This window comes from Kitasatospora sp. NPDC093558 (genome assembly GCF_040683475.1).
Lineage (GTDB): Bacteria > Actinomycetota > Actinomycetes > Streptomycetales > Streptomycetaceae > Kitasatospora.
The window spans coordinates 1-20,256 of sequence record NZ_JBFBDY010000038.1; the positions used below are offsets into that span (position 1 = coordinate 1).

Here is a 20,256-nt window from a genome sequence, read left to right on the forward strand (position 1 = left end):
GTCCCGGGCGCGGCGGCGCCGGGGCTTGGCCTCGCCGGTCGGGGTGCCCTCCGCCGGGGTTCCGGTGCCCGGCGCGTCGCCGGTGCCGGGGCCGAGCGCGAGCGGGGCGCGCCCGGCGGGGCGCTCCTGCGGGCCCTCGCCGTCGACCGGGACGGCGTAGGCCGGGCCGGAGCGGCCGTCGTCCTTGCCCCACGGGTCGGGCTGCGCGCCGTCCGGTCCGGGCTGGGCCTGGCGGCCGTACGCGGGGTCGTTGCCGGTGCCGTTCCACTGTTCGGGGACGGCCCGCTCGATGCGTGCGGGGGCGTTCGGCCACTGGTCGGCCGGGGTCTGGTCGTCCGTGGTCCCGGCGGCGGGCCGGCCGCGGCGTCCGCGCCGCTCGGGGGCGGTCTCCTCGGCGGGCGCGCGGTCCGCCTCGGCGTCCGCGGCGCGCTCGGCGGGCCGGTCGTCCTCGGAGCGGCGGGCGGCGGGCAGCTGGGGGATGCCCGGCAGGTCGGGCAGGACGGCGCTGTCGCCCTCCTTGGGCCGGTCGGAGCGGCCCTCGGCGGCGGCGCGCTCGGCGGCGGCCTTCGCGGCGGCCGGGTCCAGCGGCAGCTCGACGACGTACGTGGTGCCGGCCTTGCCGGGCAGCTCGTGCGGCTGGAGCACGCCGCCGTGGCGCTCGACCACCGCGCGGGCTATCGGCAGGTGGACGGGGCTGCCGCCGCGTCCGGGGCCGCGGATCTCGACCCGGGCGACGTCGCCGCGCTGGGCCGCCGCGAGGACGACCAGCGGGGGCTCGCCGGCGGACGGGGGCAGCGGAGCCCCTCCGCCGCTGGCCAGCCCGGGGGAGGCGGTGGTCGGGGCGTCCAGCGAGAGGCCGACGCCGCTGACGTCGGCGACCAGGTGGGCGAGGGCCTGCGCGAGGCGCTGCTCGTCGGCGATCACCTCGACGCCGGCGGCGTGCACCGAGAAGCGCACCCGGCCCGCGCCGACCAGTTCGCCGGCGTCCTCGACGGCCAGCCGCACGACCTTGTCCAGCGCGACCGGCACCCGCTGCTCGGCGCCCTTGCGCTCGCCCTTGGCGCCCTTCGCGTCCTTGCCGTCCCGGCCGTCGGCCTGGGCGGCCTCGCCGGCCTCGGAGCGCTGGTGCGCGAGCACGCCGTCGATCAGCCGGCCGAAGCGGCGGCACTCGTCGGCGAGGCGGCGCAGCGTCCAGTTGGCCTCCGGCCACAACTGCCCGGCCGGGTCGGCGGCGAGCGCGTCCAGGCGCCGGTTCAGCGCGGTCAGCGCGCCGCCGAGCTCGCTCTCCAGGACGGCGGTGAGGTGCTCGTTGCGGGCGATCAGGGCGAGTTCGCGGCTGCGGTCGGTGAAGGTCATCACCGCGCCGACCAGCTGGTCGCCGTCGCGCACCGGGGCGGTGGTGAGGTCGACGGTGACCGGGCGGCCGTCCTTGCGCCACAGCACGGTGCCGCGCACCCGGTGCTTGCGTCCGGAGGTCAGGGTGTCCATCAGCGCGGACTCCTCCAGCGCCAGCGGACTGCCGTCGGCCCGGGAGTGCTGGATCAGCGGGTGCAGCTCGCGCCCGCCGAGCTCGCTCGCGCGGTACTCCAGGATGTGCGCGGCGGCCGGGTTGACCAGCACGCAGCGCCCTTCGAGGTCCACGCCGAGCACGCCCTCGGCCGCGGCCCGCAGGATCATCTCGGTCTGCTTGTGCTGGCGGCGCAGCTCCGCCTCGACGCCGAGCCGGCTGGAGAGGTCGCGGACCAGCAGCAGGAGGAGGTCGCTCGCGGACGGCGAGCGGGAGCCCTCGCGGTACGGGTCGTACGGGACGAGCGGGGAGAGCGCGTAGCCACGGCCCTCGCCGGCGCCGTCGTCGGCGAAGTCGTTGCCGGACACCTCGACGGGCAGGGTGGTGCCGTCGGTGCGGTGGGCGGTCATCCGGACCGGGCGGTCGAGGGTCTCCTCCTCGCGCGGGGCCGGGCGCATCGAGCCGGGGATCCGGCTGGGATCGAACTCGGGCAGCAGGCCCAGCACGCCCATGCCGACGAGCGAGGTGCCCGGGGCCTGCAGCAGCTGGACGGCCGCGGCATTGGCATCCACGACGGTGCCGTTGCTGTTCACCAGCAACAACGCGTCGGGCAGGGCGTCGAGTATGGCGGCGAGGCGAGCAGCGCCTCGGATCGGCCTGCTGCTCACGTCGACAGGTCTCCTCGGCTTGGGGCAGCTCCTCCGGAGTCGGCAGTATCTCATTCTTCTTTGCGGTGGGGACGACCCGGCTAGTAACGTTGGCGGTGGTTGGTGCCGAGCCCCACGGGTGTGGCATCATCACAGGCACACGGAACGCGTCCGCCAAGCGGGTGCGGTCCTTGTGGAGGAGGCTTCGCCTAGTCCGGTCTATGGCGCCGCACTGCTAATGCGGTTTCGGGGTTATTCCTGATCGAGGGTTCAAATCCCTCAGCCTCCGCCAGCCGAAGGGCCCCGCCGACGATCTCGTCAGCGGGGCCCTTCGCATGTCCGGGCAGGGGCCGGAGCAATCGATTTCGTCCTGCGTCGCAGGTCATGTAATGTTGTTCCCGCAACGCCACGGAGACACGGTCACCGAGGCGAGCGCTCATAGCTCAACGGATAGAGCACTTGACTACGGATCAAGAGGTTGCAGGTTCGAATCCTGCTGAGCGCACCAACCTCCGCAAGATCGGGTTCGCCCGTTCCTTGCGCTCATAGCTCAACGGATAGAGCACTTGACTACGGATCAAGAGGTTGCAGGTTCGAATCCTGCTGAGCGCACCAGCAAGAAGCCCCCGGCCATCGGCCGGGGGCTTCTTTCGTTCTGTTCGGGGTACGAGTCGCCCGGACGGCCTCCAAACGGGTGGGACCCGGCCAAAAGCCCAGGTGTCGCAGTATGACCGGTTCAGGGTCGTGATTCCGTTTTGTCACATCGTGTGCCCAGACTGCCCGCCACCCGGCAGCCGACCGCGAAGGAGAGCCGGATGAGCCGACAGTTCCCCCGCGCAGCTGCCGCCCTGGCCGCTCTCACGGCCGGGCTCCTCATCGCCTGGAGCCTGCCCTCGGCGGCCCAGCAGTCCCCCGACGCCTGGAACGCGGAGCACCGCGCGGTCCTGCCCTCCGGCCTCTCCGTCCAGTTCGACCTCGCCACCGCACCGGGCTTCGAGGCCACCGCCGAGCCGGGCGAACTGGCCGACCGCGCCGGCGGGGGGCGCGCGGCCGGGCTGTACGCGGACGGAACGCGCCCGGGCGACCCGGCCCAGACCTTCCGGATCGACGACGCGCGGCCCCAGGCCGACGGCTCCTGGCGCACGGTCGGCACCCTCCGGCTGACGTTCTCGCGGCCGGTGCGCAACCCCCGGCTGCACGCGAGCGGGCTCGCCGCCCTCGCCACCGGCAAGTCCGGGGCCACCAGCACCGCCGCCCGGCTCACCCTCACCGGCGGCAGCCCGAGCGCCCCGGCCCTGGTCAACCGCACCGACTGGCCCGGCTGGACGGTCGACGCCAACACCCTCGCCCCGGCCGGCGCCGACGGCGCCACCGACGGCTCGGGCGGCGCCGCCGCCGAGGGCAGCCTGGAGCTCGCCGGCACGTTCCGCACCGCCGTCTTCCGGGTCGAGCAGCGCACCAACGCCAGGGCCGGCAGCACCACCGCCCCGCCCGTCCTGCGCCAGGCCTACACCGTCACCGTCGACGAGGACCTCGGCACCGCCCCCCAGGCGTACGGCAACGCCTCGCACGTGCTCTCCGACCTCTTCCTCGGCGCGGACGCCAACCCGTCGGCGCACCGCAGTGCGCGGACCGCCGTCGCGGTGCGGGGCACGGCCGACCGGCACAACCTCTGGGCCAACCCCGTGCCGCCCAAGCTCCAGCCGGGACGCGGCGAGTACCAGGGCGCCGACCCCTCCCTCGGCTTCCCGGCCGAGGCCGCGATCGGCCACTACTACCGGCTCACCGTCCCGGTGGCCGTCGGCGACCAGCCGGCGACCCTGGCCGGCTGGATCGACTGGGACCGCAGCGGGCGCTTCGACCCGGCCGACCGGGTGCAGGCCGAGGTCCGGCCCGGCGCCGACACCGCGATCCTGGAGTGGACCGTCCCCGCCGGCGCCGCGACCGGCGAGACCTGGGCCCGGCTGCGGATCGCCCGGGACCCGGCCCAGCTGATCGCCTCCGGCGGCTTCGCCGACTCCGGGGAGGTCTCCGACCAGCGGATCAAGCTGACCGTCGGGGCCGCCAGGCCCGAGATCGCCGAGCCGGTCGACGGCACCACGACCGCCGAGGTCCGGCCGCGGATCCGCGGCGAGGGCGCCGTCGCCGGGGCCACGGTCGAGGTCCGCGAGGGGGACGCACCGCTGTGCCGGGCCCGGGTCGAGCGCGGCGGCGACTGGAACTGCCGCCCCGGCGACGCGCTCGCCGCCGGCACCCACGGCCTCACTCCGGTCGAGACCACCAGCGGCGGCGTGGTGCTGCGCGGCGAGCCCGTGCGCCTCACCGTCAAGACCGCCCCGCCCGCCGCGCCCGTACTCACCCTCCCCGAGTACACCAACGACCCCGGCCTCCAGCTCACCGGCACCGGCGAGGCGGGCAACACCGTCGCGGTCGGCGACCAGCCGGTCGGGGTGCGCGGCGGCTCCGCCGGAGACGTGTGCAGCACCACGGTGCGGACGGACGGCGAGTGGTCCTGCCTGCCAGTGGAGAACCTGGCCGACGGGCGCCACCAGCTGACCCCCGTCGCGGTGGACGCGGCCGGGAACCGGACGGCCGGGAAGGCCGTGTCGCTCGTCGTCACCACCGTCCCGCCGGACAAGCCGGTGCTCACCGCGCCGGCCGCCGGGGAGACCGTCCGGACGGCGCGGCCCCGGCTGGCCGGGCGGGCCGGGACGGGCACGCGGGTGCTCGTCACCGCCCAGGCGGGCGGGGCCGCCTCGGACGAGCGGGTCGTCCTGTGCGGGGCGGCCGTGGCCGTCGACGGGAGCTGGACATGTACCGCCAACCGGGACCTGACCAACGGTGAGCAGGCCTTGACCGTCACGGCGACGGACCCGGCGGGGAACGCGGCGGCGGGGGATCCGGTGCGGGTCCGCGTCGCGGCGACGCCACCTCCGGCGGCGCCGAGCCCGGTTGCGCCGAGCGTCGCGGTGCCGTCGCCTTCGGTGGCGCCTTCGGTGGCGCCGAGCCCGGTCGTGGCGAGCCCGAGTCCGTCGCGCCCGAGTGTGCCGGGTTCGCCGAAGCCGTCCGCCTCCGCCTCTGTCTCCGCCTCGGCGTCGGTGTCCAGGCCTGCGGTGCCTACGGGGTCGGCGGTTGCGTCGGCCTCGTCGAGTGCGACCGCGCCCGCAGTGGAGGTGTTCGCGCCGGTGCCCACGGGGTGGCTGCCGATCTTCGTGCCGCCGGTCGCTCCGCCGTTCGTGCCGGCCACCGACGTCTCCGCCCCGCCGACCCCGGCCGTCGTCCCGTCGCCGTCTGGCGTTCCGTCACGATCCGCGTCTGCGTCCGCGTCGGCGTTCGTGTCCGGAACCGCCAGAGCGGGTGCGGCCGTCACCGCCGCGCCGCTATCGGCGGATGCCGCGAAGGCGCCCGCCGAGAGTGCCCGGCCGCTGCCGGTGCCGCCGGCCGCGTCGCCCGAAGGGGCGGACGGCTCGCAGGCGGCGGCCCACGAGTCCGGGCCCGCGCGGTGGCGCACCGGGCTCGCCGGCGGCCTGCTGCTGCTCGCCGCGATCGGGCTGATCACCCGCCGGGTGTTCGCCCGGGGGCCGGGTTCCCGACGGCGCTGACCTGCGCCGGAGCACCCGAGGCCCTTCCAATAGCCACTCGATTCAACCCGACCAACCGATCATGTGCCTGCGCGTCAGGTCGGCTTCGGACGATTCGTCAGTAAATGTCGACACACGACGGATTAAATGTCGCATTTGATGACGTATGAACTTAGCCTGACTCTGGCACTGCCCGTCAGATCCGGGCCGCCCGTTGCGCGACACACCGACCCCGAGGATCCGTGCATGGACGTCACCCGCGATTCTTCGCAGCGACCCGACCACCTGCCCAAGACGCTCCCGCCGGCCATGCCGGAACGTTCCGCCAATGGCGCGAGCGCGCTGGCCAAGCCCGCCAGGACGGCCGGCCCGGCCGGCCCGGCCGGCCCGGCCGACGGCGGTGCGGTCACCACCTCCGTCGCAGTCCTCCCCGGACCGGCGTACGGCAGAGCCGACCTGCGCGACCCGCTGGAGACGGCTGCCGCGGAGACCGTCGAACTCCCCGACGCCACCCCCGCCGGCGGCATCGTGGCCGTGACGTCCCGCCGGCCCCCGCGCGCCGACCAGGCGCTGCGCGAGCGCGTCGCCACCGCCCTGCCGGGCTGGGTGGCGCTCCTCGCGGTGCTCGCCGGCGTCGCCGGAGTCCTCGCGGTGCTGCTGCACGACGGCGTCATCCCGTACTGGGACGCGCTGCCCGACCTGCGCGGCACCGCCGCGCGCGGGAGCGGCCGGGCCGAGGTGGACGCCCTGTCGGTCGCCGCCGTGAGCGCCGCCGGGCTCCTCGTCGTGTACGCCCTCGCCGGGCTGCTCGCCAACGCCGGCGGCGAGACCCGGGTGCTCACCCGCTGGGGCCGCTACCGGGGCACCGTCCGCCGCACCGGCCTCGTCTGGGTCAACCCGCTGTTGCGCCGCCGTCGCGTCGACGTGCGGCTGCGGCACTGGCGCAGCGAGCCGGCCAAGGTGGTCGATCGCACCGGTACCCCGATCGTCGTCCGGCTGCTGATCGTCTGGCGGGTCAAGGACACCGCGCGGGCGCTGCTGGCGATCGAGGACCACGAGAGCTACCTGCGCGAGCAGGTCCAGGCGGTGCTTACCCGCACCGCGTCCACCCTGCCGTGCGACAGCAACGCGGCGCCCGGGCCCGCACTGCGCGACGGGCAGTGGTTCGCCGACGAGCTGACCAGGGCGCTGGCCGCCGAGGCCGCGCCGGCGGGTCTGGAGGTGTACTCGGTGCAGCCGCTGGCGCTGGACTACGCGCCCGAGGTCGCCGAGTCGATGCGTCGCCGCCGGCTGGCCGACCTGGACGCGGGTCTGCGGACGGTCCTGGTGGACGACGCGGTCGAGGCGGCGGCGCTGGCCGTCCGCCGGCTGGAGCGCGCGACCGCGCACGAACTGGACGAGGCCGCCCGCAGCGCCCTGATGGAGCAACTGCTGGTCGCCTTCGTCGCCCCGGCCGGAGTGGCCGCCTCGGTACCGTCCCCGGCCGTCCGGGCCGGGCGGAAGGAAGGACGACCCGCATGAGGATAGCCACCGGCGCGTACGCCGGCCCCGGGACCGCCGTCGCCGACGTCGGCGCCGACTTCGGGGTGATCGGGTTCGAGGAGAGCTTCGGCGGCGTCCCCGCGATCGCCGGCTGCGGCTGCCCGAACTGCGCGGCCCGGCCGCGCAGCGCCCGCCCCGGTGCGGAGGCCGGGGGCAGCCGAATACACCGCGCCGTGCGAAGTACCTGCCTGGCCACCACCGTGCTGGCGGGCGCCGGCGTCGTCGGCCTGACGGCCGGCGCCGGGACCGCGCACGCCGAGGCCGGCAAGCAGGGCTGGGACGGGTCGAAGTACTGGTTCAAGAACAGCAGCGGCGATTGGCGCTGGACGCGTCACCACGACGTCTACGCCAACCGCACCGGCAAGTCCGTGAAGACCGGCAAGTCCGGCGGCTCGGGCGGCTCGGCGGAGTCCAACGGCTCGGCCGGGTCCGACGGGATGCGGCAGGGCTGGGACGGGTCGAGGTACTGGTTCAAGGGCGTCAGCGGCGACTGGCGCTGGACCAGCCACTACGACGTCTACCTGGACCGGACCGGCCGGTCGGGCGGCTCCGGCCCGGCGCCGTCGCGGCCCTCCTCCGACGGCAGGTCCTCCGACGGCAGGTCCTCCGGGAGCACCTCCTCCGGGAGAACGGAGTCGGCCATCGACTACGCGCTCGCCCAGCTGGGCAAGCCGTACGTCTGGGGCGGCGACGGGCCGTCCGGTTACGACTGCTCGGGGCTCGTCCAGCAGGCGTACCGGCGCAGCGGGATAAGCCTGCCGCGGGTGGCCGACGACCAGTACGCCGCCACCACGCCGATCGGCGCGGGGCAGCTGCGCCGCGGTGACCTGGTGTTCTGGTCGGACAGTGGGCGCGCCTCGGGGATCCACCACGTGGGGATCTACCTGGGCGGCGGCACGTTCGTGGAGGCGCCGCGGCCGGGCAAGACGGTGCGGGTCTCCACGCTGAACGCGGGCTACTACCCGACCCACTTCGGCCGGCCGTAGGACCGGCGGCTGCGGGGGCCCCCGGCGGTTTCGACCGCCGGGGGCCCGTCGCGTTCCGGTGAGGTCAGCCGCCGGTGCGGCCGAGGGCCGCGGCGGCGTCGGTGCGGCCGGTGTTGTAGACGGTGCGCAGCTGCTGCTTGTCCCAGTCGGCGGCGAGGCCGTCGGGGTCGGGGTGGCCGTGCTCGCGCCGCCACTGCTCGACCATCGCGGTGACGCCCTCGTGGCCGGTGCGGCCGTCCGGCCCGGTGAGGGTGTTCCGTTCGATCCGGCCGGCCGCGGCGGCGTCGATGGCGTCGAGGGCGCCGCTCTGCCAGTCGGCGATGCCGGCGGCCAGGACGCGCCGGGTCAGTTCGCCGAGACCGGGGCCGGGGACGAGTTTCAGCGGGGCGTCGAGGCCGGTGTACAGGCCCTTGGCCTTCCAGGCGGCGACCTTGGCGGCGTCGTCGCGCTGGTCGAGCACGGCGTCGGCCTGGACGGCGTCGAGCACGCCGAGGGCGACGGCCGAGTTGGCGAGCAGTCCCTTGCACTCGGGCTCGGAGGCGTCGGCCGGGAGGCCGCCGAGCCGTTCCGCGATGTGCGTCAACTCGGCCTGCTGGACGAGGTGGTGGGCCTCGGGGAGGTCGGCGAGGCCGCGCAGGGTGCGGATCAGCGGGCCCTTCTCGACGGCCATCCGCACCTCGCCGGTGCGCTCGTCGGTCCACACGCCGGAGGCCGCGGCGGCGGCGTGGTCCTTGGCGGACCGGCTGGTGCCGGAGAGGACGGCGTGGGTGTCGGCGGCGTAGTCGGCGAGGGCGGCGGCGACGGGGGCGTGCAGGCCGGGCGGGAGGTGCTCGCGGCCGATGCCGGCGTCCAGCAGGGTCACGGTGTCCCGCATGACCCGGGCCTGGGCGGCGGTGTGGGCGTGGAACCCGTCCGGGTGGCCGCCGGTCGTGGCGGCCTGGATGGCGAGGCCGAGCGTGTGGTGGCCCCGGACGTGGGCGCCGGCCACCAGCTCCTCGGGCCAGCGGCGTTCGCGCAGGAGGTAGGAGAGGTGGTCGCCGCGCCGGGGGTCGCCCGGGTCCAGGAAGGCGGTGGCGGTGGCCGGGTCGTGGGCGAGGGCGGCCAGGAGACCGGTCACCGGGTCGCCGCCGCGGCCCTCGCCGAGGTGGTCCCAGGCGGGTTCGGTGCCGTCGGGGGCCCAGAGGAGCTGCGGGGACACCTGGGCCGCGCGCTCGGTGGCCAGCAGGCCTTCGCCGTAGGCGGTGAGGAAGCCCGGCGCGTACCGGCCGGAGTGCAGCAGGGCGCTCATCAGGTGGTAGCCGGTCGGCATCGGGCCGCCGCCGGGGCGGGTGAGCTGCTTCGGGCCCAGGCGGAGGATCTCCTGCTCCCAGGCGCGCATGGCCGGGTCGGTGCTGTGGGTGGCGGTGCCGAGGACGGCGCCGAGGGAGGACTGGAGGCGGCGGAGCCCGTCGGTGCGCCGCTGGTCCGAAGCAGGGGACAGCGCAGGGTCGTTGAGGTCGCGCCAGAGTTCGAGGGCGGGGCGCGGACCGAGCGTGGTGGCGAACCCGGCGGCGAAGGCGGGGTCGTCGGCGTGGGCGGTGAGCAGCGCGTCGAGGCGGGTCAGCTCGTCGGGGGCGAGCGCGGCGCGCTTCGCCGCCAGGGTGAGGGCGGCGCCGAGGTCCGCGCGGGCCTGTCGCGCCTGGGCCAGGGTGTGGCAGCCGTCCGGGCCGAACGGACGGTCCCCCGGGGCGGGCGGCGCCGAGCGCAGGGCCCATGCGGCGGCCTCGTCGGCCTCGGTGGCGGCGCGCCGGGCGGACTCGATGCGGCCGGCCAGCTCGGCGACCGCGCGGCGGCGCTCGGGCAGGAAGACGGCCTGGTACTCGGGCTGGTGGCGGGCGGCCTCGTCGTCGTGCAGCGGGTGGACGTCGGTGACGGCGCCGGTGGGGGAGACCCGGAGGTGGGCGGCGGGCGCGTCCTCGTCGGCCAGCCGGACGAGCTGCCGCTGGGCCTCACCGAACTGGTCGGAGGCGTCGGCCAGCAGCGTGCCGAGGTCGGCGGACTCCTGGCCGGCGGCGGTGAACTGGCCCGCCACCTCGGCGATCAGCGCGCGGGCCGCGGTGGCCGCCTCGCCGTCCCAGCCCTCGGCCAGCGGGCCGGCGATCTCGCCGTCGAGCCGGTCGCGCAGGCCGAGGCAGCGGGCGCGCAGGGCGGTCCACTCCTCGGCGGCGGCGGTGAGGGCGTCGAGCCTGGTGGAGCGGACGGTCTCGTAGCTCAACACGGGTGGCTCCTCGCCGGGCGGGGGGTAGCGGCGGCGGGGGCATCGCGGCGGGGAGGCAAGCCGCTACTCCTCGGCGGCCAGGGCGCGGTCGGTGGCGGCGTACGCGGTGCCGGTGGCGCGGAGGCGGTGCGCGAGGTCGTGGAGGATGCCGCCGAAGGCGGCCACCTGGTCGTCCCAGCGGGCGGCTCGGGCGCGGAGTTCGGCGCCGGTGCGCCAGCCGGCCAGGTCGGCGTGGGCGGTGGTGGTGCGGTCGCGGGCGGGGTCGTCGGCGGCGGTGAGGCCGGCGTGGAGCTCGTCGACCCGTCCGGCGTGGGCGGACAGGTCGGACGGGGAGACGGCGAAGCCGCTCCGGTCGGGGTGGTCGGGCAAGCGGGCCCCCGGGCTGCGGTGGGTCGGTCGGACTCGGACCATGGTGGCCCGGGAACGGCCGCGGGCCGTGTGCCACCACCCGTACGGGCGGCGCGCACACGGCCCGCGGGGGCGCGCGGTGGTGGCGTCAGGCGGACGCCGCGTCCAGCAGCGCCGTCTGCTCCGGGGTGAGCCGCAGCGAGGCGGCGGCCAGCAGCGGCGGGAGCTGCTCGACCGTGCGGGCGCTGGCGATCGGGGCGGCGACCGTCGGGCGGCCGGCGAGCCAGGCCAGGGCGACCGTGGCGGGCTCGGCGCCGTGCTCGGCGGCGACCTTGTCCAGCGCCGCCAGGACCTCGGGCCCGCGCGGGTCGTCCAGGTAGCGCGCGGCGCCCTCGGACCGGGCGCTGGCCACGCCGGGGCCGCCCGGGCGGTACTTGCCGGTGAGGAAGCCCGAGGCCAGCGCGTAGTACGGCACGGTCGCGAGGCCGTGCTCGGCGACCACGTCGGCCAGCGGGCCCTCGAAGGTGCCGCGCGAGACCAGGTTGTAGTGCGGCTGGACGGCCACGTACTTCGCCAGGCCCTCGCGCTCGGCGAAGGCCAGCGCCTCGGCGAGGCGTTCGGCACCGATGTTGGACGCGGCGACCGCGCGCACCTTGCCCTCGCGGACCAGTTCGTCGAGCGCGGTGACGAACTCCTCGACCGGGGTGTCGTCGTCCCGGTGGGTGTAGTAGAGGTCGATCCGCTCGACGCCCAGGCGCCGCAGCGAACCCTCGGCCGAGGCCTTGATGTTGGCCGCGCCCAGGCCGCTCGCCGCAGGGTGCATGCCGACCTTGGTGGCGATCACGACGTCGTCGCGGTTGCCGCGGCTGCGCACCCAGTTGCCGATGATCGTCTCGGACTCGCCGCCGGTGTTGCCCGGGGCCCAGGCCGAGTAGACGTCGGCGGTGTCGACGAAGTTGCCGCCGGCGGCCGCGTAGGCGTCCAGGACGGCGAAGGACTGCTCCTCGTCGGCCGTCCAGCCGAAGACGTTGCCGCCCAGGGAGAGCGGGTGGACGCTGAGGTCGGAGCTGCCGAGCCGGACCCGGTTCGGGGCGCCCGTCGGCGAGGGTGCGGTGTGGTTTCCGGTCATGGACGCAGTCAACCGGATCCTCCCGTACGGCATTCCGGGCTTCGGGCGGTCTTCACGCGGTTGTCGCACCGCCGTTGCGCGGGCGGGTGGCCTGCGGCCGGACGGAGGGTCCGGGGTGTCGGGCCGGGTGCCGGATTCGTTAGAGTCCGTGCCATGGCTGACAACGACTACGACCCCGCCGGCAGCACCCAGATGTTCCGGGCGTTCGTCGACGAGACCCCCGCGCCGCAGAGCCCCGGCTCGGTGTCCACCTACGGCCGCAGCAGCGGCAACCGCACCGGCACGATCGCGCTGATCGCCGTCATCGGCCTGGTCGTGCTGGGCGGAGTCATCTGGCTCGCGGTCAAGTGACCTTCGCGCGGGTGACCCCCGTCCGGGTCACCCCCGCGACGGAAGGCCGCCGGGTGCGGCTCAGCAGGGCTTGCGCCACGCGTTCAGGTCGAGCTGCTTCTGCATCGAGCTGAAGCCGAGCGACTTGGCCTTGGCGCAGAACTGGTCCGTGCCGACCTTGTACTCGACGTGGAAGACCGCCTTGCCCTGCTGGACGAACGGTTCGACGCGGTCGCACTCGTCGAACTGCGAGCACTCCTCGTTGACCGCGAAGTCGAAGTCGTTCAGCAGCGCCGGGATCTGGTCCAGGTCGTTCTTCAGGCCGATCGCCAGGCCGCGCTCGTGGGCGAGCTGGGCCAGCATGCGGTTGTACCGGATCTGGTCGTCACCGGTGAGCGGGAACCCGCTGTTCTGGTTGTAGGCCTCGATGGTGTCCGGCTCGATGGCGTCGAAGCCCTTGCTCCTGCACATGTCGAAGCGGGCGGCCATCAGCGGCTTGAGCTGGTCGACCTTGCGGATGTCGAACCACTTCTCGCCCTTCCAGCCGGTGTCCGAGCCCTGCAGGGCCTTGGCGAAGGCGGTCGCGTCGGGGCGGAAGCTCTCCCAGGAACCGGCGTTGACGTAGCAGATCACCTTGCGGCCCTTGGCGTGCAGCGAGGCGACCACCGACGCGTCGTTCTCGAAGCCGTCGATGTCGTAGACCGGCACGTCCACCGACTGGTCGACGTTGCCGCCGAGCTGCCACTGCCAGGTGAGGCCCGGGGTGGGCTGCCAGCGGGCGCCGGACGGCGGCGGGGCGGCGGTGCCGCCGCCCGGGGTGCCGGGGGCGGACGGCGTGCCGGGGGCCGGCGGTGTCGCGGGCGTGCCGGTCGGCGTGGGCGTCGGCGTGCCGGGAGCGCTGGGCGTGCCCGGGGTGCTGGGGGGCGCGGTGTCGCTCGGGGTACCGGGAGTGCCGGGAGCGGTCGCCGCGGGCGGCTTGCTCGGGGAGTCCTCGGCCGACGGGCTGTGGTCGTCCCCGGAGCCGGAGCTGCTGCACGCGGTGGCCAGCAGGGCGGTGGTGAGGGCGATGGCGGCCGGTAAGGGCCGGGTACGGCGGTTCACGGTTGTCGAACTCCGGATCTGGTCAGGTCAGTTCAGCGGCGGTCAGACCGTGGGGAAGGGTGCACCAGGGGTTGTCCCCGGAGCCCGGGACGGCGGCGCTGACGCCCGCCCGTCGGGCGGCGATCAGCGCGGTGGCGTCCCGTGCCTGGTCGGCGGGGACGTCGTACACCAGGTGGCAGAAGCGGGAGGCCGCGTGGCGGCCGGTCCACAGGGGCAGGGTCATCTCCCGATAGGCGTCCCAGGTGCCCTCGAAGGTGACCAGCAGGTCGGCGAGGCCGACCTCGGCGTAGCCGGGGTCGGGGTGCTCGCCGTGGCCGAACACGACGGTGCCGCAGCCGGCCGCGCGGGCCGCCGTGGCCAGCCGCCGGTAGTGCGCCAACGCGCCCGGGTGGCAGGCGACTTGGTCGAGGTAGACGCCGGTGATGCCATGCCGCTGACGATACGTCAGAATGTCGGCCACCACGGCCGCGTGGGAGCGCCGGCCGTAGTCGGTGTCGGTGTAGCCGAGCAACGGCAGGCCCGCGGAGCGCAGTTCGTCGGCGGCCTCGGCGAAGACGTTGTCCGGGACCTCGCCCGGACCGTCGGCCAGGTTGAGCACGATGGCGGCGATCCGGGCGGGGTCGGCGGCGGCGACCGCCCGCCAGGCCGCCGGGTCCACCGCGGGGTGGACGTACAGCGGCACCAGCAGGCGGCCGTCGGGGGTGGTCCCGGTCATCCGACGACCGGGGTCGGGCCGGGCTCGGTGCTGAGCCACAGGTCGCGCAGGGTGTCGGCGAGGTCGGTCTCGGGGTGCCAGCCGAGCTCCCGGGCGGCGGCCGACACGTCGGCCTGCTGCCAGGAGACCGCGGCCGAGCGCTCGGAGCCCGCCCCGCTCTCGTCGATCCGGCCGGTGAAGCCGGCCGCCGCGACCAGGCCGTCGGCGATCGCCCGGACCGGCTTGGCCTGCCCGGAGGCGAGGTTGAGCACCCGGGGGAGCGGACGGTCCGCGGCGGCGGCCAGGCCGACCGCGCGCGCGATGTCGCGGGCGTCGACGAAGTCGCGGTAGGCGGAGAGGTCCCCGACCTTCACGACGCCGTCGGCGCCCTCGGGCGCCACCCGGCGCAGCTCGGCGGCGAGCCGGCCGGGCAGCGAGCCCGCCGGTGCCCCCGGGCCGACCGGGTTGAACACCCGCAGCACCACCGCGTCCAGCGGCGAGCCGGCCACCGCGAGGGAGCCGGCCAGCTTGGTCGCGCCGTACACGCCGACGGGACGGGCGTCCGCCTCCTCGGACAGCGAGCTGCCCGTCTCGCAGACGCCGTACTCGCCGGCCGAACCGATGTGCACCAGCCGGGCCTTCGGGGCGCCCAGTTGCAGCGCCTCGCAGAGCACCGCGGGACCGCGCGCGTTCACCTCGGCGAGCTTGACCGCGCTGCCGGCCACCGCGCCGGCGAAGTTGACCACCACGTCGGGGGCCAGCGCGGCGAGTTCCTCGCCGAGCGGTCCTGGCTGGGCGGTGGCCAGGTCCAGCCGGAGGTCGTGGGCGGGCCGCCGGCCCGCGGTCAGCACGGTGGCACCGGGCAGTGACCGCAGGACGGCGGTGGCGTGGCGGCCGAGGAAGCCGTCCCCGCCGAGAAGCAGGATCCTCACGCGGCCCGTCCGTCGCTCTCGGCGCCCGCGGCGGCGGGCGCCTGGTCGGCGTCCTCGGCGGTGCGCGTGGCGGGGACCGGCAGCTCGGTGACCGCGGGCGCGACGCCGGCCGCCTCGAAGGGCATCAGCACCGGGCGGATGCCGGCGAACTCGGCGTTCGCGCGGTCGTAGTCGTCCGGGCGGCCGATGTCGAGCCAGTAGCCGCCGAAGTCGTAGGAGGACGGCGGGGTCTGGGCGGCCAGCAGGTCGAGGACCAGCTCGTCGAAGCCGAGCGGCAGGCCGGGGGTGTACTTGGCGAGCGCGGAGCGGGACACGCCGTACACGCCCATCGAGACGCGGTAGTCGATGCTCGGCTTCTCCTGGAAGCCGGTGATGCTGCCGGACTCGGTGGTCAGGACACCGAAGTCGATCTTCACCTGGCGGGCGTAGGTGGCGATGGTCAGCGGCGCGCCGGACTCCTCGTGGTGCTTGAGCACCCCGGCGAAGTCCAGGTCGGTGAGGATGTCGCCGTTCATCACCAGGAAGTGCTCGGGCAGGCGGTCCTGCATGGTGAGCAGGGGGCCCATGGTGCCGAGCGGGCTGTCCTCGACGGCGTAGCCGACGCGCAGGCCCCACTGGGAGCCGTTGCCGACGTACGCGCGGATGATGTGGCCGAGGTGGCCGATGGCCAGGGTGACGGTCTTGAAGCCCGCGGCGGCGAGCTGGCGCATCACGATCTCGAGGATCGCGTGCTGGTCGCCGATCGGGACGAGCGGCTTGGGGAGCGCGGTGGTGTAGGGGCGGAGACGGACGCCCTTACCGCCGGCCAGGATCACTGCATGCATGGTGTTTCCCCCACGGAAGGATGTGCAGGACACGGACCTTGATAACCAGGACTGACTGGATCGGTGTGGCGGTCAGACGTTGTAGATGTCGGTCTTGTAGCGGGCCAGGTTGGCCGGGTCGCGGAAGAACTCGATGGTCTGCTCCAGGCCCTGCTCCAGGCTGAAGTTCGGCTCCCAGCCGGTCGCCTCGCGCAGCTTGGTGGCGTCCGCGACCAGGCGCATGACCTCGGAGTTGGTCGGACGGATGCGCTGCTCGTCCTCCTTGACCACGAGGTCGACGCCCATCAGCTTGCCGACCAGGGTGACCAGGTCGCCCACCGAGATCTCGCCGCCGGTGCCGGCGTTGAAGGTCCGGCCGACCACGGCGTCGGCGGGCGCGGTGCCGACGGTGCGGAAGGCGTTCGCGGTGTCCTTGACGAACATGAAGTCGCGGGTCGGGCGCAGGTCGCCGAGGGTGATCTCGGTCTGGCCGGCGGCGACCTGGGCGATCACGGTCGGGATGACGGCGCGCATCGACTGGCGCGGGCCGAAGGTGTTGAACGGGCGCAGGGTGACGACCGGGGTCTCGAAGCTGGCGTAGTAGCTGTCGGCCAGCCGGTCCCCGCCGGCCTTGGAGGCCGCGTACGGGGACTGGGTGTTGATCGGGTGCTCCTCGGTGATCGGCACGGTCTGCGCGGTGCCGTAGGTCTCACTGGTCGAGGTGTGCACCAGGCGCTGGATGCCGAAGTGACGCACCGCCTCCAGCACGTTCAGGGTGCCGGTGACGTTGGTGTCGACGTACGAGTGCGGGGCCCGGTAGGAGTACGGGATCGCGATCAGGGCGGCCAGGTGGTAGACGGTCTCGGTGTTCTTGACCAGGTCGATGACCGAGCCCGGGTCCCGGACGTCGCCGAGGACGATCTCGACCGAGTCCAGCACGTCCTTCGGCAGGGTCTCCAGCCAGCCGAAGGAGGAGAAGGAGTTGTACTGGACCATCGCGCGGACGTGGTGGCCGTCGGCGACCAGGGTCTCGACGAGGTGGGAACCGATGAAGCCCTCGGCTCCGGTGACGGCGACGCTGCTCATGCGTGATTCGCTTTCTTCTTCTCAGGGGATTCGCCGGGCGCTGTGGCGGCCCGGCCGGTGGTGAGTTCGGCCGGCGTGGTGGTGCTCGTCCGGCCGTGCACGTGGTTTCGCTCGTGCGGGTGTTTCGGTGGTGTTCAGCGGTGCTGGGTGGTGCGGCCGAGCACGGGCCCGGCGATGGCGGTGAGGACGAAGGCGGCCGCCCCGCAGCCGATCAGCTGCAGGAGGGTCGGGTCCGCACCGGTCAGCAGCCCGGCGCTCTCGGCACCCGCGGCGGCCAGACAGATGAGGGCGGTGCTCCAGCTGAGCCCGAAGGCGTTCAGCAGCAGCGCCAGCCAGAGCGAGCCGCCGAGGAGCAGCAGCGCGCCGAGCTGCGGGACGCCGAGCGCGGGAGCGCCAGGCCACAGCACGGTCGCGGCGGCGTCCAGGGCGGCCACGGTGGTGAGGTAGATGAAGAGGCAGCCGAGCAGCACCCCGCCGGTGCGGCGGACGAACTCGCCGGAGGTGTGGCTGACCCGCAGCGCGGCGACGGCCATCGCCCGGTAGCGGAAGAGCAGCCACTCGGCGAGGCCGAGGCTCAGCGTCAGGGCGATCATGGCCGGGCCGGTGGGGGCGGTGTGGGCGCCCCGCGCGGCGCCGGTCTCGACCGCCTCGTGGATGGTCACGCCGAGGCCGGCGATCAGGGTGAGGGTGCCGCAGGCCAGGCCGAACAGCAGGTGCGGGATCTCCTGACGGAGCTGCAGCCTGGCCGTGACCGCGTCCTTGGCGTCCTTGTCGCCGCGGATGCAGTGCACCAGCTCCCGGGTCGCCAGGCCGACGGCCAGCACCAGCGAGGTCAGCAGGACCGACGTCCGGACGACCTGCGGGACGTCCGCCGCGAGCACCACCCCCGCGCCGACGGAGCACGGTGCCAGCGCCAGCAGCAGCAACTTCTCCCGCCCGAGCACCAGCAGCACGGTCGCCGCGCCCAGGTACGCGGACTGGCCGGCGGCGAAGAACAGCGAGGCGAGCGGCCCGCCGACGACGTACGCCGAGGCCGAGGCGATCAGCGCGCCGATCGGTGCGCCGATGCTCAGGCAGATCGCGGACTCCCGGCGCCGCAGCCGGCTGAGCCAGCGGTACGCGCGGTGCGCGAGCGCCTGGTTGAAGGCCCAGCTGGCGACGGTGGCGACGGTCAGCGCGAGCATGCCGGAGGGAAGGCCGAAGCGCATCCGGGTGGCCGCGAACAGGTTGGCGCCGAGCAGGTAGCCGAGCCCGGGCAGGGCGAACACCAGGCCGCGCACGACGCAGCGCCAGGGGTCGGCCCGCCAGGGGTTGGCGAACTCGGAGCTCGGGCCGGGGTAGCGGCGCTCGACCTTCTCGAACAGCTCCTCGGCGACGGTGAAGGCGTCGGGGCGGCCGTACAGGAGCGCGGCCTGCTCGTCGGAGAGGCCGTCGGACTCCAGGAAGGCCGCGATCTCGAAGGGGTGGACGGCGTCGGCGCAGACGTCGTGCAGCCGCTCGGCGAGTTCGTCCAGCGGGTCCGCGGAGAGGCCGAGCTCCTCCTCGGGCGCCGGCTGCGCCGGGAGGGTCGGACGACGGCGCTTGAGCGGCAGGGTGCGCAGCTGCACCGTCCGGTCGGCGCCGGCCTCATCGGGAACGAGACGAATGGGACCGCTCATGCGCCCACCTCGCTGCGCTCGGCGGCCGCTTCGCGGTACACGCACCTCTTGATAGTTCGCTCGCTTCGCTCGCTCACGCCCCCACCTCGCTCGGCTGGGGCTGGGCGGCGGCGAGCTGCTCGTCCCAGTCGGTCGGGACGTCGTCGGCGACGGCCACCACGCCGTTGGGCATCCAGCGGGCGGTGCCCAGGAGCTCGGTGTAGATGCCCCGGAAGCCGTCGATGTTCTGGCGCAGCGTGAACTGCTCGATGACGCGCAGCCGGGCCTGCTCGCCGAGCCGCCCGCGCCGCTCGGCGTCGCGCAGCAGCTCGATCGCGGCGGCGGCCATCGGCTCGGGCTCGCGCGGCGGGACGACGAGTCCGGTGTCGCCGACGGCCTCGCGCACGCCGCCGACGTCCGTCGAGACGGTCGCGCGGCCGCAGGACATCGCCTCGATCAGGGTGAACGGGAAGCCCTCGCTGATGCTGGAGAGCATGACCACGTTGCCCGCCGCGTACGCGTCGGTGATGTCGGCGACGCGGCCCTCGAAGACCACCGAGCCGGCGATGCCGAGTTCGGCGGCCAGGGCTATGCAGCCGTCCCGGTAGGCCTCGCCGCCCTTGGGGGTGCCCCCGAAGAGCCGCAGTCGCGCCTCGGGGATCTCTCGCCGGACGATCGCGAAAGCGCGGATCAGCGTCTCCAGGTCCTTGATCGGGTCGACCCGGCCGGCCCAGCTGAGCGTCGGGGTCTCGGGCTCGGGACCGGCGGGCGGGAAGGCCGCCGGGTCCACGCCGTTGTAGACGGTCCGGATGTTCGCCGACGGCGTGCCGCCGCGCTCCTCCCAGCGCCGGTTGTACCGGTTGCCGGGGGTGACGAGGGCGGCCTGCCGGTAGCTCTCCTCGGCGAGCATCCGGTAGAAGCCGAGCAGCAGCGCCTTGACCGGCCAGCGGTACGGGCCGGTGCGGTAGCCGAGGTAGCGCTCGCGCAGGTAGATGCCGTGTTCGGTGAGCAGGAACGGTACGCCGTACTGCTGAGCGGCGATCAGCCCGGGGAGGGTGGCCAGGCCGCCGCTGGCCGCGTGGGCGACGCCGTCCGTCGGCGGCTCGACCGACAGCGGGCGCAGCGCGTGTTCCAGGAGGTCGGTGGCGTTCAGGGCGTCGTGGAGGGTGGGCCGGGAGACGGCCGTGGGGAGGTAGTCGCGGGTCCAGACGTGCTGGAGGGTGCGCAGGGCGCGCTCGCTGCGCAGCGCGGGGCTGAGCAGCCCGCGCCGGGCGAGGTCGGCGAAGCCGTACAGCTCGGTGCCGAAGTGGGTGGTGTAGACCGGGTCGAGGATGGAGTGCAGGAAGCGCTCGTACGCGTTGAGGAAGCGCCGCATCTCGCTGCCGCGCGGCGCCCTGGCCTCGGCGGCCGGGCCCCACAGCGGCGCGGTGGTGACGGACCGGACGTTGGCGGGCAGCTCCCAGGCCAGCGGCTCGTGACCGGTTCCGGTGACGGCGATGATGTCGAAGTCCACGTCGGGCATGCCCTGAACGAGCTGGTCGCACCAGACGCTCACGCCGCCGTGCTGGTGCGGATACGTCCCCTCGGTGAGCAGGGTGACGCGCATCTCCTGTCCCCCCTCCTGTTCTTGCGTCGGGTGTCCGGCCTGGGTGGCCGGAACGTGAGCCGTGGCAGGG

At 74.9% G+C, this 20,256-nt stretch carries 14 protein-coding genes, 3 tRNA genes and 1 pseudogene; 7 read left to right on the forward strand and 11 right to left on the reverse strand.

All coding sequences use genetic code 11. The features are described 5' to 3' along the window. Nucleotides 1-2,175: PAS domain-containing protein (locus AB0O00_RS06865; RefSeq protein WP_363649046.1), on the reverse strand; the 2,175-nt coding region annotated here is incomplete at its 3' end. Between the two features lie 177 nt (nt 2,176-2,352). Between AB0O00_RS06865 and AB0O00_RS06870 the strand changes: the two genes are divergently transcribed. The 6 genes from AB0O00_RS06870 to AB0O00_RS06895 all read left to right on the forward strand — a co-directional run bounded on the left by AB0O00_RS06870 (nt 2,353) and on the right by AB0O00_RS06895 (nt 8,263). After that, nucleotides 2,353-2,446 (forward strand) — tRNA-Ser (locus AB0O00_RS06870). Between the two features lie 140 nt (nt 2,447-2,586). Continuing rightward, nucleotides 2,587-2,662 (forward strand) — tRNA-Arg (locus tag AB0O00_RS06875). Between the two features lie 31 nt (nt 2,663-2,693). Continuing rightward, nucleotides 2,694-2,769: transfer RNA gene (locus tag AB0O00_RS06880), tRNA-Arg, on the forward strand. Nucleotides 2,770-2,969: 200 nt separating this feature from the next. After that, nucleotides 2,970-5,756 carry an Ig-like domain-containing protein gene (locus AB0O00_RS06885; protein ID WP_363649047.1) on the forward strand — a complete coding sequence of 929 codons (2,787 nt, stop codon included), beginning with the start codon at nt 2,970-2,972 and terminating at the stop codon, nt 5,754-5,756. A 225-nt stretch (nt 5,757-5,981) separates the two neighbouring features. Beyond that, nucleotides 5,982-7,256: an SPFH domain-containing protein gene (locus tag AB0O00_RS06890; protein WP_363649048.1), complete on the forward strand. Its 1,275-nt coding sequence runs from the start codon at nt 5,982-5,984 to the stop codon at nt 7,254-7,256. After that, nucleotides 7,253-8,263, forward strand: coding sequence for a C40 family peptidase (locus tag AB0O00_RS06895; protein WP_363649049.1), 1,011 nt, complete (start codon nt 7,253-7,255; stop codon nt 8,261-8,263). The genes AB0O00_RS06890 and AB0O00_RS06895 overlap by 4 nt, the downstream gene beginning before the upstream one ends. 64 nt (nt 8,264-8,327) lie before the next feature. Here the strand turns inward: AB0O00_RS06895 and AB0O00_RS06900 are convergent, their stop codons facing one another. From AB0O00_RS06900 to AB0O00_RS06910, 3 genes are all read right to left on the reverse strand, one after another. Beyond that, complete coding sequence (locus AB0O00_RS06900; protein ID WP_363649050.1) at nt 8,328-10,520, reverse strand: hypothetical protein; 2,193 nt, start codon at nt 10,518-10,520, stop codon at nt 8,328-8,330. Between the two features lie 63 nt (nt 10,521-10,583). Continuing rightward, nucleotides 10,584-10,889: a hypothetical protein gene (locus AB0O00_RS06905; protein ID WP_363649051.1), complete on the reverse strand. Its 306-nt coding sequence runs from the start codon at nt 10,887-10,889 to the stop codon at nt 10,584-10,586. Between the two features lie 127 nt (nt 10,890-11,016). Beyond that, the gene (locus AB0O00_RS06910; RefSeq protein ID WP_363649052.1) at nt 11,017-11,997 is read right to left on the reverse strand and encodes an aldo/keto reductase; all 981 of its coding nucleotides are present in this window, start codon (nt 11,995-11,997) and stop codon (nt 11,017-11,019) included. A 153-nt stretch (nt 11,998-12,150) separates the two neighbouring features. On the opposite strand from AB0O00_RS06910, the gene AB0O00_RS06915 reads away from it, so the two are divergent. Continuing rightward, the gene (locus AB0O00_RS06915; protein WP_363649053.1) at nt 12,151-12,348 is read left to right on the forward strand and encodes a hypothetical protein; all 198 of its coding nucleotides are present in this window, start codon (nt 12,151-12,153) and stop codon (nt 12,346-12,348) included. Between the two features lie 60 nt (nt 12,349-12,408). On the opposite strand, the gene AB0O00_RS06920 is transcribed toward AB0O00_RS06915, so the two are convergent. From AB0O00_RS06920 to pelF, 7 genes and pseudogenes are all read right to left on the reverse strand, one after another. Continuing rightward, the gene (locus AB0O00_RS06920) at nt 12,409-13,428 is read right to left on the reverse strand and encodes an endo alpha-1,4 polygalactosaminidase (RefSeq protein ID WP_363649054.1); all 1,020 of its coding nucleotides are present in this window, start codon (nt 13,426-13,428) and stop codon (nt 12,409-12,411) included. A gap of 22 nt (nt 13,429-13,450) precedes the next feature. Further along, a complete protein-coding gene (locus AB0O00_RS06925) occupies nt 13,451-14,143 on the reverse strand; it encodes a spherulation-specific family 4 protein (protein WP_363649055.1) in 693 nt (230 codons plus the stop codon). Next, nucleotides 14,140-15,054, reverse strand: a complete 915-nt coding sequence (locus AB0O00_RS06930) for an NAD(P)-dependent oxidoreductase (RefSeq protein ID WP_363649056.1) — start codon at nt 15,052-15,054, stop codon at nt 14,140-14,142. The genes AB0O00_RS06925 and AB0O00_RS06930 overlap by 4 nt, the downstream gene beginning before the upstream one ends. A gap of 122 nt (nt 15,055-15,176) precedes the next feature. Then, nucleotides 15,177-15,878 (reverse strand): annotated as a pseudogene (locus AB0O00_RS06935) (sugar phosphate nucleotidyltransferase); the annotation flags it as partial. A 72-nt stretch (nt 15,879-15,950) separates the two neighbouring features. Next, nucleotides 15,951-16,943: an SDR family NAD(P)-dependent oxidoreductase gene (locus AB0O00_RS06940; RefSeq protein ID WP_363649057.1), complete on the reverse strand. Its 993-nt coding sequence runs from the start codon at nt 16,941-16,943 to the stop codon at nt 15,951-15,953. 134 nt (nt 16,944-17,077) lie between these two features. Beyond that, complete coding sequence (locus tag AB0O00_RS06945) at nt 17,078-18,601, reverse strand: hypothetical protein (protein ID WP_363649058.1); 1,524 nt, start codon at nt 18,599-18,601, stop codon at nt 17,078-17,080. 73 nt (nt 18,602-18,674) lie between these two features. Next, nucleotides 18,675-20,186, reverse strand: coding sequence for a GT4 family glycosyltransferase PelF (gene pelF / locus AB0O00_RS06950; RefSeq protein WP_363649059.1), 1,512 nt, complete (start codon nt 20,184-20,186; stop codon nt 18,675-18,677). Nucleotides 20,187-20,256 lie beyond the last annotated feature (70 nt).